This is a genomic window from Flavobacterium sp. TN-1, from assembly GCF_052828645.1.
Genome location: NZ_CM128253.1, coordinates 1,730,993 through 1,745,471 on the forward strand (window position 1 = coordinate 1,730,993; position 14,479 = coordinate 1,745,471).

At 32.5% G+C, this 14,479-nt stretch carries 11 protein-coding genes and 1 pseudogene; all 12 read left to right on the top strand.

Annotation, left to right across the window (positions count from 1 at the left end):
- Positions 1–20 precede the first annotated feature (20 nt).
- The 12 genes and pseudogenes from ACUXZJ_RS07480 to ACUXZJ_RS07535 all read left to right on the top strand — a co-directional run bounded on the left by ACUXZJ_RS07480 (position 21) and on the right by ACUXZJ_RS07535 (position 14,422).
- Complete coding sequence (locus ACUXZJ_RS07480; protein WP_014166260.1) at positions 21–1,013, top strand: DNA-directed RNA polymerase subunit alpha; 993 nt, start codon at positions 21–23, stop codon at positions 1,011–1,013.
- A gap of 62 nt (positions 1,014–1,075) precedes the next feature.
- Positions 1,076–1,561 carry a 50S ribosomal protein L17 gene (gene rplQ, locus ACUXZJ_RS07485; RefSeq protein ID WP_060383149.1) on the top strand — a complete coding sequence of 162 codons (486 nt, stop codon included), beginning with the start codon at positions 1,076–1,078 and terminating at the stop codon, positions 1,559–1,561.
- Positions 1,562–1,650: 89 nt separating this feature from the next.
- Complete coding sequence (gene carA, locus ACUXZJ_RS07490) at positions 1,651–2,763, top strand: glutamine-hydrolyzing carbamoyl-phosphate synthase small subunit (RefSeq protein ID WP_060383148.1); 1,113 nt, start codon at positions 1,651–1,653, stop codon at positions 2,761–2,763.
- Between the two features lie 54 nt (positions 2,764–2,817).
- Positions 2,818–4,113 (top strand): phosphopyruvate hydratase, encoded by a 1,296-nt coding sequence (eno, locus tag ACUXZJ_RS07495; protein ID WP_060383147.1) that lies wholly within the window; start codon positions 2,818–2,820, stop codon positions 4,111–4,113.
- A gap of 680 nt (positions 4,114–4,793) precedes the next feature.
- Positions 4,794–7,184 carry a fibronectin type III domain-containing protein gene (locus tag ACUXZJ_RS07500; protein WP_446196246.1) on the top strand — a complete coding sequence of 797 codons (2,391 nt, stop codon included), beginning with the start codon at positions 4,794–4,796 and terminating at the stop codon, positions 7,182–7,184.
- 36 nt (positions 7,185–7,220) lie between these two features.
- A complete protein-coding gene (locus ACUXZJ_RS07505) occupies positions 7,221–9,956 on the top strand; it encodes a hypothetical protein (protein WP_446196248.1) in 2,736 nt (911 codons plus the stop codon).
- An 8-nt stretch (positions 9,957–9,964) separates the two neighbouring features.
- Positions 9,965–10,357, top strand: coding sequence for a hypothetical protein (locus ACUXZJ_RS07510; protein ID WP_063743744.1), 393 nt, complete (start codon positions 9,965–9,967; stop codon positions 10,355–10,357).
- A 7-nt stretch (positions 10,358–10,364) separates the two neighbouring features.
- Positions 10,365–12,044 (top strand): hypothetical protein, encoded by a 1,680-nt coding sequence (locus ACUXZJ_RS07515; protein WP_145915592.1) that lies wholly within the window; start codon positions 10,365–10,367, stop codon positions 12,042–12,044.
- Entirely contained in the window at positions 12,041–12,628 is a 588-nt protein-coding gene (locus ACUXZJ_RS07520; RefSeq protein ID WP_060383143.1) for a hypothetical protein, read from the top strand. Before ACUXZJ_RS07515 ends, ACUXZJ_RS07520 begins: the two co-directional genes overlap by 4 nt.
- A gap of 260 nt (positions 12,629–12,888) precedes the next feature.
- A pseudogene (locus tag ACUXZJ_RS07525) lies at positions 12,889–13,443 on the top strand (REP-associated tyrosine transposase).
- 57 nt (positions 13,444–13,500) lie between these two features.
- Positions 13,501–14,004, top strand: a complete 504-nt coding sequence (locus tag ACUXZJ_RS07530; RefSeq protein WP_060383142.1) for a deaminase domain-containing protein — start codon at positions 13,501–13,503, stop codon at positions 14,002–14,004.
- A gap of 1 nt (position 14,005) precedes the next feature.
- A complete protein-coding gene (locus ACUXZJ_RS07535) occupies positions 14,006–14,422 on the top strand; it encodes a hypothetical protein (RefSeq protein ID WP_060383141.1) in 417 nt (138 codons plus the stop codon).
- Positions 14,423–14,479 lie beyond the last annotated feature (57 nt).

Here is a 14,479-nt window from a genome sequence, read left to right on the forward strand (position 1 = left end):
ATTGACATCAGTCGAAATTTATGGCAATATTTAATTTTCAGAAGCCCGATAAAGTTATCATGATCGATTCTACTGATTTCGAAGGCAAATTCGAATTCAGACCTCTTGAACCAGGTTACGGATTGACTGTTGGTAACGCTTTAAGAAGAGTTTTACTTTCTGCTCTTGAGGGTTATGCTATCACTTCTATTCGTATTGAAGGAGTGGATCATGAGTTCTCTACTATACCTGGTGTTGTAGAAGACGTAACTGAAATTATCCTTAACTTAAAACAAGTACGTTTTAAACGTCAAATTGAAGATATCGATAACGAATCAGTTTCTATTTCTTTATCAGGTAAAGATCAAATTACTGCTGGTGATTTTCAAAAATTTATTTCAGGTTTCCAAGTGTTAAATCCTGAATTAGTAATTTGTAATTTAGACAGCAATGTAAATTTGAACATGGAAATGACGATCGAGAAAGGTCGTGGTTATGTTCCAGCAGAGGAAAACAAAAAACAAAATGCTGCAATCGGTACTATATTTACTGATTCTATCTTTACACCTGTAAAGAATGTGAAGTACGCTATCGAAAACTTCCGTGTTGAGCAAAAAACGGATTATGAAAAATTAGTTTTTGAAATCAAAACAGATGGTTCTATCCATCCTAAAGATGCTCTAACTGAAGCGGCTAAGGTATTAATTCACCATTTTATGTTATTCTCTGATGAGAGAATCACTCTTGAGGCTGATGAAATTGCTCAAACAGAATCATATGACGAAGAATCGTTACACATGAGACAGTTATTGAAAACTAAGTTAGTTGATATGGACTTATCTGTAAGAGCATTAAACTGCTTAAAGGCTGCTGAAGTTGATACATTAGGAGACTTAGTATCGTTCAACAAACATGACTTAATGAAATTCCGCAATTTTGGTAAAAAATCATTAACTGAACTTGATGAGTTAGTTGCCAATAAGAACTTAACGTTCGGAATGGATTTGTCAAAATATAAGTTAGATAAAGAATAATAGCCTTCATATTTTGCTCTCCAAGGTGGATTGATGCAAGATGAAGTTTAAAAAGCAACGTCATGAGACACGGAAAAAAAGTAAACCATTTAAGCAGACAGACTGGACATAGAAAAGCTATGTTAGCTAATATGGCATGTTCGTTAATCGAGCATAAGCGTATTAATACAACTGTAGCTAAAGCTAAAGCACTTAAACAATTTGTTGAGCCTTTAGTAACAAAATCAAAAGAAGATACTACTCATAATCGTCGTACAGTTTTCGCTTACTTAAGAAATAAATATGCGGTTACTGAATTATTCAGAGATGTAGCTGCTAAAGTAGGTGACCGTCCAGGAGGATATACTCGTATCATCAAGTTAGGTAACCGTTTAGGAGATAACGCTGATATGGCAATGATTGAGTTCGTAGACTTCAACGAAATCTATAACGGTGGTAAAAAAGAAGTTAAAAAAGCTAAAAGCCGTCGTGGTGGAGCTAAAGCTAAAAAAGCTGAAGGTGCTGCTGAAACTCCTGCAACTGAAGAATCTTCTGAATCTGCAGAATAATATGATGCTCAATTCATAAATATAAAAAAGGATAAACTTATTGGTTTATCCTTTTTTTTTTGAATAAATTTGTCAAACTTTTTTTAACAATGCAACACACAACAAAACAGTCTGCGACTTTACTTCTGGCAGACGGAACAATTTTTCACGGTAAATCTGTAGGAATATCAGGCAAAACTTTTGGAGAAGTTTGTTTTAACACAGGTACTACGGGTTATCAAGAAATTTTTACCGACCCTTCTTATTTTGGTCAAATCATGGTTACTACTAATGCACACATTGGTAACTATGGGGTAAATGCAGCGGAAGTAGAATCTGAAAAAATTATGATTTCAGGGTTAGTTTGTAAAAATTTTTCAAGTTCTCATTCACGCCCAAATTCTGAAAGTAATCTTTTTGATTATTTTAAAAAAGAAAATTTGATTTGTATATCAGATGTTGACACTCGTGCTTTAGTGAGTTATATTCGAGATCATGGTGCGCAAAACGCGGTAATCTGTACTGATGATACATCAATAGAAGAGTTAAAAAAAGAATTAGCAGCTATTCCAGATATGAAAGGTCTAGAATTAGCTTCTAAAGTTTCTACTACTGAGCCTTATTTCTTTGGTGATGAAAATGCAACGTATAAAATTTCAGCTTTAGATTTAGGGATCAAAAAGAATATCTTACGTAATCTTGCTAAACGAGATTGTTATATTAAAGTTTTTCCTTATAATGCTTCTTTTGAAGATTTAAAAGGTTTTGATCCTGATGGTTTTTTCTTGTCTAATGGTCCTGGTGATCCAGATCCTCTTTATAGTGCACAGGAAGTAGCTCGTCAAATATTAAATGAAAATAAACCCTTATTCGGTATTTGTTTAGGTCACCAAGTAATTGCATTAGCTAATGGTGTATCTACTTATAAAATGTTTAATGGTCACCGTGGAATTAACCACCCCGTAAAAAATTTAATTACTGGTAAAGGAGAAATTACTTCACAAAATCATGGTTTCGCTGTAAACAGAGATGAATTGGAAAAACATACAGATTTAGAAATTACACACGAACATTTAAATGATGGTACGGTTGCGGGTATGAGAATGATAAATAAAAATTGTTTTTCAGTTCAATATCACCCGGAAGCCAGTCCTGGACCTCACGATTCATCGTATTTGTTTGATCAATTTGTTGAAAATATAAAAAAATATAAAATTAAATAATAACTGTTTTAGAAAATCTATTTTTGATTTCTAAGATCTAAAAACTTAAACAAAATGAGTATTATAATAAAAATCCATGCAAGACAAATTTTAGACTCGAGAGGAAACCCTACGGTTGAAGTAGATGTAGTAACAGAAAACGGTATTTTAGGTCGTGCGGCAGTTCCTTCTGGGGCCTCTACAGGCGAGCATGAAGCCGTTGAATTACGTGATGGCGGTACTGCATTCATGGGGAAAGGTGTTATGAAAGCCGTTGAAAATGTAAATACAACTATTGCAGAAGCTTTAGTAGGTACTTCTGTTTTCGAACAAAACCTTATCGATAAAATTATGATCGATTTAGATGGAACAGCTAATAAATCTAAATTAGGAGCTAATGCTATTTTAGGAGTATCATTAGCAGTAGCTAAAGCGGCGGCTAACGAGTTAGGCTTGCCTTTATATCGTTACGTAGGAGGAGTGTCTGGAAATACGCTACCTGTACCTATGATGAATATCATCAATGGCGGTTCGCATTCAGATGCGCCTATTGCTTTTCAAGAGTTTATGATTATGCCCGTAAAAGCAACTTCTTTTACGCATGCTATGCAAATGGGAACTGAAATTTTTCATAATTTAAAGAAAGTTTTACACGATAGAAACCTTTCTACGGCAGTAGGAGATGAAGGTGGTTTTGCTCCTAATTTAGCGGGTGGTACTGAAGATGCTTTAGATTCAATCAAATTAGCAGTAGAAAAAGCAGGTTATACTTTTGGTGATGATATTATGATTGCTTTAGATTGTGCCGCTTCTGAGTTTTATGTAAACGGAAATTATGATTATACAAAGTTTGAAGGCGAAAAAGGGAAAATAAGAACTTCTGCAGAACAAGTAGAATATTTGGCAGATTTATGTGCTAAATATCCAATCATTTCAATTGAGGATGGAATGTATGAAGATGATTGGTCTGGTTGGAAATTATTAACAGAAAAACTTGGTAATAAAGTACAATTAGTAGGTGATGATTTATTTGTTACTAATGTTGAGCGCTTATCTCGTGGTATTTCGGAAGGTATAGCAAATTCAATATTGATTAAAGTAAACCAAATTGGTACGTTAACAGAAACAATTGCAGCCGTAAATATGGCACATAACGCAGGATATACCTCTGTAATGTCTCATCGCTCTGGAGAAACAGAAGATAATACTATTGCAGATTTGGCAGTAGCTTTAAACTGTGGTCAAATCAAAACAGGTTCAGCTTCACGTTCAGATCGTATGTCAAAATATAACCAGTTATTACGTATCGAAGAAGAATTAGGAGATGTAGCCTATTTTCCAAAAGAAAATGCTTTTAAAATAAATAAATAAAAACTTTGATATTTTAAAATCCTGATTGACTAGTCAGGATTTTTTATTTGAACATTGTGATGAAGTCCAAAGATATACGATTCTAGCTAGAAATGTTTATGCGTATGCTATTTAAAATTTGAATTTTATTTTATGATAATTATACTTACTTCTTTTTAGAGCATAGATCCCCAAAGAAATAATCATAATAATATGATTTAAGTGAAAATAAAAACTTTTTTAATATAAAGATCACATTTCGATGAATTCAAATTAGAAAAGTATAATATTTATAAATCAAAAAGGATGCTTGTTTTTGATGTTCAAGATAAGGAACAAAATAGAGTTTATAAAAAATAGATATAAGCTAGGATTCATAGTTTTTTACAAAAAAGATAAAGAAACTTATTGTTGTGCAATTCGTAGTGTCTAATCTAGAAGATTTTAGGACCCAAAGAAAATCTAGATTTAAACAATTCCTACAACAAAACAGTAATAAGTTTAAAAAACCAATATTACCAACAATTCAAAAAGGCAAAAGAACCGCTAGGAATCGTTGAAGCATTAGTAGTTAAAGGAATAGACACTTATGTAAAAAACTACAAAGAAAAATTTAAAAATAAGTCATAAAGACAGGAGTCATTTTTCACTCCATATAACTGATAAAAAATAAACAAACAAAATTCAATAAAAAATTGAATATGAATAGATTAAAATATTTTTTCTACCTTCTGTTACTACTGTTAAATAGCGTAGGATGGTCACAACTTTACCCAGTACAAGTAAACAGCAGCGTATTTCCTCCTTATTTATCCAGTTTGTCGAGCTATGCTACAACAGTTGATCAAAAATATCTAGTCAATATCTACACAGCGGATCTAAATGTTGTTCATCGTCAAGTACGATTACAGCTATACATAGAAGGAAATGGTATTCAAGCCCAATCCCTTCCAATGGTACAAGGTGCGCCCATTATGTACCTAAACGGAGGCGAAACCCTACAACTATCCAATCTAGATCTAGCCCCTTATTTTCAATTAGAAAACCTATCCGGAATTAATCAAAACCAATACAGCGGTACCTTACCACAAGGCAATTACAAATACTGTATAGAAGTATATGATTTTATAACCAACCAGCGAATTTCACAAAAATCCTGTACCTTCTATTATTTTGTATACAATGAACCCCCGTTACTGAATAGCCCTAGTAATCATGAACTGGTTGGTTTTCAAGACCCCCAAAACCTTATTTTTACCTGGACCCCGCGACACCTCAATGCCGTAAATATAGAATACGAATTTGAACTAGTAGAACTCCTAGACCAGCAAGTACCCTCTAACCATGCCTTTCTAACCAGCATACCCTTATACAAAACCACCACCTCCACGACCGTTTTACATTACGGTCCCGTAGAGTCCCAACTAATTGCAGGACGTAAATACGCTTGGCGCGTAAAAGCACTAAGTCAACCTGGATTTGGCGATAAAGCCATATTTAATAACAATGGTTATAGCGAAATTTTTGATTTTATCTACCCAGGTAATTGCCCCCCTCCAAAATTCGTAGTAGCTATTTCCCTTAATGCCACCCAATCCAAAATTACGTGGCAAACCAATCCCGACTTTGTAGATTATAAAATAGAATACCGTAAAAAAGGAACCAATAGTTGGTACCCAACAGCCTACTACAATAACGAAGCCAAACTATACGATCTAGAAGCAGGAGCAACCTACGAATATCGAGTAGGAGGAGAGTGCATAGGAGGACTTATAAATTATACCCCCGTAGAAGAATTTACCCAACCCCGTAAAGAAGAAATAGCCATCAAATGTGGCATAAAACCCAATATAGATTTAAGTAATACAACCCTTTTTGAAGGAGAATTACCCAATGATCAAATCATTCTTGCAGGCGATTTTTCCATCAAACTCACCGAAGTAAGAGGCAAAAGAAGCTATAGCGGCAAAGGCTACGTGAACGTCCCTTATTTATCCTTTGTAAAAATAGGCGTAGAATTTAAAGACATTACCCTTAATACAGACTTTAGGCTAGTAAAAGGCGAAATCAAAGCCCTATATGATCCAAGTTGGAAAAATATAACAGATCTCAGTAGCCTATACGATCAAATAGAAGACGGTTTTGATCTTCTTTCCCCCGATACCGAAGAACATCAATTTCAAACCAATTTTGATATTCCCGATCTGTCACATATTACAGTAAACAGTAATGAAGTAGTAGTCACCGGTACTAATGGACAAACCCAAAGTTTTGATCTAGACCCCAAAGAACTCATAATCATCCGCGACCCCAAAGGAAACGTATATGCAGTGCCCCCAGGAAGCGATAAGCCCGTGGTTTTAAATGAAGGACAAGCCGCAGGATTTATTCCTGATGCTTCTAATACACAAGGAATTACCAGCGCAGGCATGGTAACAAAGCTAGCTCCTATAGCCGCTCGTGTTACTTTTGAGCGATCGGCAGAAAGTAAGTATGCTGACGATGTAATGCCTGCAAAAGCACATCCTGACATTCAAAAACTATACAAAACCATTGCTGACGGAGCGACACCTTATACTTTATATCATAAAGGAATCCAAAATGATGGAAAAGGAAGTCGTAGTTTTGATTTTATAGATGCAGTAATAGCCGTTAATGGTACAACAATAAAGCCTGAGAGTATCCTATTTAATATCAAAGGCAGCGTGGCTAAAAAAATAGGGGGGCTGGTTATGAAAAATGGCAAGGCCTATCAACGACTAGAAGTACCCGTATATCATAGCTCAACCCCTGAGGAACTATTGGCACTAATACCAGGAAAAGACGGAGCCAAGCACCAAGTATTAGGCGCGGCAAAAATTATTCCAATCAAAACACAAACGGATGTAAATATAACCTTAGTACCCGTAAATAATGCGACCATACCTGATGGGATCGCTACGCAACTTAATGCCATTTATGCAGATGCTGGAGTACAATTTAAAGTGACAATTGCGCCCAACCATGAAGTAGCAAAAAACACCTTAGAATGTGGTAAAGATGCCCTATTAGAAAAATTATCCGAAGACCAATCGCAATTTGTAGAGCAATAGAAAGCGGGTAAAGACATCCAAAAAGACCAATACTATGTGTTTGTTACCAAGGGGATTACCCCAAGTAGAGCCATTTCAGGTTTCATGCCACGCCATTCACAATTTGGTTTTGTGTTTACCAATCAAAGTGGAGAAGAGGTAAAAGCAGGCAATGACCTAGCAACAATAATTGGGCACGAATTAGGACACGGCGTATTCGAGTTGCAGCACCCATGGGAACAATTTTCGACAGGTGATAAAAACAGTAATACCCCTTGGTTAATGGATTATGCTTTGGGCACAAAACTAGCTTATCCACATTGGCAACGCATTAGCCACCCTAAATTTGGGGTGTATGTGTTGGATGGAAGTGAGAAGGGGGAGAATGCAGTTAATGATAAATTAAGCGATACTTTCTTAAATAAAGATGGTAAATCCGTAACATTTGTTACACCTGATGCTCAATTGGTGAGTTTTAATAAAAATGAAATTGTTGAGTATAATCTAGTTAGTGGGGGTGTTTCTGGTTCACAAGATAATTTGAGCTATAATCCAGATTTGCCATATGGTAGTTTAAGAAAGATAAAGCTAAAAAAAGGCAATACAAATATTGAGTACAATTATAAAGCAAACATCGGTTATGTGAATGTTTCCAATGAAAAAGATGTTTATGAAGATAAAACTAATTTCGATACTATTGATGGATTTTTGTTTTTAATGACTGGTGAAAGTAATAAATGGTGGTTGTATAAACTTCCTTTAACAAGGTCTAATCAACTTCAAAAAATAAGCAAAAGCCCTGATTCAGTTGTTCTTTTAGAATATTTGAATAAAGTTTCACCATACACTGTTGGTTTATCTGATAAGAAAGTTTTACTAAGTGACAAAATTTACAGTGAGTGTCTTTATTGTAGAAGTGAATTAACTTTAAAATTATTAAATGGTAATATTGGAAAAATTCAACAGATATATATAGATAAAGTAGCTGAAATAGCTAATGTTTACCCTCAATTTTTTGATGAATTTAGAAAGGATAGTGTGTGGGAAAGCTGGTTTGAAAATTTTTTAATATCACCAGATTTTTCTCAAAGTTGGAGAAGCTATGAAACTACTAATTATAGTTCAGCAGAATATGTGAAATACTCAGAGTTAAAACAATTATTAGAAAATGATAAGAGAAAATACTTTGAAAAATATTTAATAAATCTAAAAGCATTTATTCAAAAAAGAAAAAATACTTTAAATAAATGTTTAGAAAATGTTTTGAATAATATAGATTCAGATAAGGCTTTAACAGATAGTCAATTAGAATGCCTCAAATATGCTACCGAAATTGAATATCAGAAAATAGACGTAAATAAGGCTAAAAATTTATTCAAATCATTAGTTAGAACGACGTTGAATACTAACGATAAAGAAAAAATCGCTATTAACTTATTCAAGTATGTTAAATTTAAATCAAATGAAATCATAGAATTTGTTGAAAACGAGAAAGTCTATTTTCGTTTGTACAATTACGAAGTGCCTATTTGGGTTTTACTTTATGATAAAATTAATGACAGTAGTATGTTCTTTTCTGGTGATAATAGAAAGGAACTAATGAAAATATTATATAAAAATTTTATCAATTCTGAAAGGTATAAAAACGAATTGACTAAAATTATCGAAAAATATGGAGCAAAAACACCTGAGGATCTAACTAAAATTTTAAATGATTCTAAAAATGGTATAAAAAATTATACTTATGATTATCAAAATATTTTCAAACGAGGATGGGCTGATTTAAAAAAACTAACAATGACTCCATCTATTGGTTATTGTTATAATTATATTAATTCCAGTAGTGCTTTTTTAAGTTTAGATTCAAAAGTAGTTAAAACTGGTGATTTATATGAGATTGAAGTAAATCAGGTTATAAAAGATGGACTTGTAGCAGAAATGCCGCTTGGAAAAGAAAAATTAAAGCCATTTGATTTTGCTTTGTTCAAAAATATTTCTGAACAGCATTTATTATCTGATTTTAAAACTTCTTTCGATGCAAATGGGAATCCATTGGCAATACCGGTTCCTGCAATTTTGATGTTGTATAGTAGCGATGTAGGTAGCTTGCAAACACAAACGGATATTATTCAAACAAGTCTTGATGTTTTATCCCTTGCTATTCCAGCTGCCCAATTTACAAAACTAGGTAGGGTTTTATTTTATGCAGATAAAATCAGTTCAGTAAGTAGTATGGCTGGAACCGCGTTTAGAGAGGAAAATCCTGCTTTGGCAGAGTTTTTCAATAAAACAAGTTTGATTACTGGAGGTATTTCAGCTACAGATTTAGTTATTAATTCAAAAAATCTTATTAAATCTCCAATTAATGATATTATAAAAAGTGAATATCTTACTGATGCAGGGAAAGTTGAAAAAGCTACCGAAGAATATGCTGATTTTGTATTGAAAAATTTGAGTGAAGAGCAGCTTAATTTGTTTTCAAAAGATACTCGTGCTGCTATTGTAGGATTATTAGAAAAAGATTTATCTGTTTTCTCTAAAATGGATAATGTTGTTTTGGCTAATAAAATTGAAAAGGCAATTGATAAGATTAATGGTGGAGCTTTTGAGCTTTCTAAAGAAGTTTTATCTAAATTGAAGGCAAAAGGAATTTCTGATGATGAAATTAAATTGTTTGTAAAAGACGTTAAAGGAAATCCCGAAATGCTTAAATTAATTAAAACAGATGCAGACGATGTTGTAGACTCTTGGTTACTATTAACTGAAAGAAAATTACCAATTTGTACAAAATAGATTTTTAGATGAAAACAAAAATAAGAATCCTTAAAAAACTTGAAACAAATATCAAATTGTTTGAAAATCACGATCAAAAACCAGCTGTTTTTAATTATTATTGTTCCAATTGTAATGCGTTGAATACAGTAAGTATTGATTTTTTTCAAATTTCAATTGATACCGATGAACTTGTAAAAAATCAGATACTAACGGAAGAGGAGATTTTGAATCATAAAATGTTAATTAAGAATTCTACAGGTGAATTAGTTGTGGATAGAACGTTATATTCCTCTCGTTATATCACTAAAGAATGTGAATTTTGTTCACAAAAAAGCCTAATTATTTTTGGTTTAGGCGAACATAATCCGAATCGTTTTGTATGCAAAATAGCTGGAGTTTGGAGTTATGAAGAAAAATAAAATAGATATGAAAAAAATATATTTTTATGTTATAGCCTTATGGAGTTTGTTTTTTGTAACATCAGGATTTACACAATGTACATTTTCTGAATTAGCAAAAGATTTTTCTCGCAATAGAACTTTAAAAGATTTTGTAAAAAGCGATCCTAAAGCATTTGATGCTTGGTATTTGTTAAATAAAGAAAAGCCTTCTTTAAGAAATAGCCTTTCTGAAGTTAAAATAGTAGCCGAAAATTTTCAAGAAGTAAAAAATGCTGGCGGGTATCAAAAATGGATTGACAAGCTTACAAGTGAAGAAAGAAATGTTCCTATCCCGTTTTTAGATAGTCAGCAAAAATTTGAACAAACAGTTGATGTTTCGAATCTTCCTAAACATTTAAGATCTTTAGCCTATCAATATTATAAAAAGGCAAATAATGAGAATAAATTACATTTATGGCAGCGGTTAGAAGAGATTTTTAAGGAGTATAAAATCAATGGAAATTGGCCTCCATACAATGGCGGATACAATATTGAAAGTGGTGTTTCACTCCAAAAGTATAAAAAATATGATCGTTTTGCTAACCCTATAGGAAACTGGGATGGAGTAGGGGAACCGCTATTGGGAGGCAATTTTACGAGTCCTATTATAAATGATCAGCCCTTTGATTTTTCTTCCAGAGCTTTAAATATACCTGAATCCAATTATACTTTTTATTATGAAATTGAAATACTTGAAGATTTAGGTTTTGATGGTGAACTTGCTGATGTTATTCCTTGGTTTGGATATAAAGGACAAGGGAAACAAATGAAATGGAACATCCCCAAAGACCCTGCGACAGGCAGACCTAAAACGTGGAATAAGCTAGCTGAAGAAGGTAAAGTAAAAATTACAATAAAGGACATTCCTAATGGTAATGCAGAGTTGATTAGAAAATGGAAAGGGTATGTTATTGGGAAAGATGTTGTAGATGGTATTGTTATTACATCAAAAGAAACTCAGTATCTGCAACGATTTAAGAGTAAATTTACGTCACTATCTGATATGGATTTTATAAGAGCATATAGAAGAATTGAGAATGCAGGATTTGATGTAAGAGGACTTCTTCAAAAAACTCAGATTAATGACGACATTGTTAGGCTTGAGAAAATGATTTCTTATGCTAAAAATGACGTTCAGAAAATAAATAATTTATTTGACAAAAATTTGCTATCAGGAGGATACAATCAATTTATAGAATTAGTAGATATATACTTACTAGCTTTTAAAAAAATACCTGTTTCTAATGTAAAGCCAAATTATTTTACTCAAGCTAACAGAATCTTTGATGATATTAATATGAAACACATTATGGATAAACATAGTGCAGAATGCTTCGATTTTAACGTAAATGGAATTTCAAATGATATTGATATGTTTCCTATTGGAACTACACAGCAACAAGTTTCTGCATACATTGATGAAGCATTGACTATATTGAAAAATACTAAAGGAGCTAACTATCCTTTGAATGGCAATGCTGAACTTGTAAAGTTATCTAATGGAATGGAAGTATTTATAGGCTCTAATCTAGGAGTTAAATTACTTAATGCTCCTGGAGTTTTTCCTAATAATGCGAATATAATAGGTCAATTTTATCCTAAAGCAGGAACAGGCGGAATAACAATAAAATCATCTATATTAAAAATAATAAATGAACTACAATGACAAAGATTTTTTTTGAGGTAGAGCTTGCAGAAAACTCTTATATAGGTTTTGAAGACTTAATGGAAAAGGTGGATTACGATGCAGAACTAAAAGCTAAATTATCTAAACCAAAATATAAAAATTCAAGATCTGAAATAGGTAGAGTGACGGTTCAGTTCTTTAAGCATACATTTGTTATTAATGAAGAATACATTGCTGCTGTATTGCTCAATTGTTATGTAAGTGCAGCAAGCAGTATTTTGGATGAAAGTATTTATAAACATAACTTAGAAGTGCTGTATAAAGATTATTTAGAGTTTGATTTTATTGATTGTAGAGATATTGGTGTTCGAATAAGACATTTTGGTTGTAAAACTTATGAAAATGATAAAGAAGAAGGGATTTTTTGGTCATATACAAATTATATGATTCAAGAAATAATGGTTCCCAAAAAGGACTTTATTGAACAAACAATTATCTGTTCAGAACAGTATTTTGCTTATTTAGAGAAAGTGAATTTTCCTGATCCACATTTAGATTCTTGGAAAAATACTGTAAGTGATTTGAAAGTTAAGTTTATTAATTCTGCGATTTTTCAAAGCTAACTTTTTTAGGATGAGACCCTTCGCACCCTATCGCTCGGATTTACACAATCCAAATCTAAGCGTCTAGTTTTCAACGTGGCAGTTAGCGCAGAATTGTACCCTATCGCTCGGATTTACACAATCCAAATCTAAGCGTCTAGTTTTCAACGCGGCAGTTAGCGCAGAATTGTATTCTGTGCCCACAATGACGAGAAAATAAACTAAAAAAACACAATTATAAATTGTGTTTTTTTAGTTTTGTAGTAAATAGTATATAAGCCATGTCAACAAAATATAAAGCCACTGCAACAGAAGATTGCCATTTCATTACCATTACAACTGTAGATTGGATAGATGTTTTTACAAGATTAAATCAAAAGCAAAATATCATAAGCGCATTACAATACTGCCAATCAAACAAAGGTTTAGAGATTTATGCCTATTGCATTATGTCAAATCACATACATATACTCTGTAAAGCTACAGTAGGTTTTATACTAAGTGATGTTATTCGTGATTTCAAAAAATTTACTTCCAAGAAAATTATTCAAACTATCATAGACCAACCCGAGAGCAGACGCGAATGGATATTGGATTATTTTAAAAAATCGTGTGAGCATTTAAAAAGGGATCAGACGTATAAAGTTTGGCAAAATGGATATCATGCAGAGCATATTTTTAGCAACAAATTTATAAAACAAAAATTGGAATAGATTCATCATAATCCTGTAAAAGATAAGATTGTCGATTTACCTGAGGATTATTATTTTAGTTCTGCTAGAAATTATGCTGGTTTAGAAAATGATCTAGAAGTGATACTTTTATATTTGTTTTGAAAGCCAATAGGAGTGGGCACAGAATGCAATTCTGCGCTAACTGTTGCGTTGAGAAATATGTTGAGTAGATCTGAGCGATCGGGTTATGCAAAAGCTAAAATAACTTTTAAGCAATTTAGAGAAGGAAGATTATATGAATTAAAAAGGCAATTCTCGGGACAACAACTTTTAGAGCAAATTCAACAGTTTGATAAAAGAAATTTAGCTTATTTTGAAGGTAAGATTGATAATGTGGATTTAGATTCAAATGATATTAAAATAAGTGGATCTAAGTATGAAGGAGAATCTATTTTTGATGCATATAAAGTAGATAAAGATGGTGGAATAGGAACAGACGGAGCTTGGAGTAGAGAGTTTGATACAGAATATGTAGGTTTGAGTGAAATTGCTCGCAAGTTAGGAGGTAAAAAAGGACAAAAGTTTCCTAATGTTAAAGGACAGATTATAATTTCTTCTGAGCTCCCATATTGTATTTCTTGTCAAGGAGTAATTCAAGATTTTGCAACCATGTTTCCAAATGTAAAAGTTTATCTTGTTGATGGAATAAAAGCCATAAAATGATATGACATATATAGATAATGATACAGCGCCAAACTGTAAGATAGAAGGGAAAAAGTTTGAATGGGGAGAACCTTATAATATTTACACACCTATTTTTAACTTAATAGATTTATCAAGTTCTAGATTAGAAAACTCCATAAAATTATTTGGAGAAAATAATTTTAAACATCAGCTTTTACTAATGTATAATACAATTAATAATTATGATGAATTTGAGAAGATTGTAAACTATGGAGGAGAACAGTTTAATAGAAATGCTATATTAGAATTAATTAATTCATATTTAAAAAAAAATGAAAATCTGGTATCTCCTTGGGATAAATATAACATAGGTTTAGATGAGAATGACTATTTGAGATATATTGAAGGGGAAATACAAGACAAGTTATATTATATAGCTGATAAAATTAATAGATAAAATCCAATCGCGCGGTTTGTAACCCGATCGCTCGGATTTACACAATCCAAATCTAAG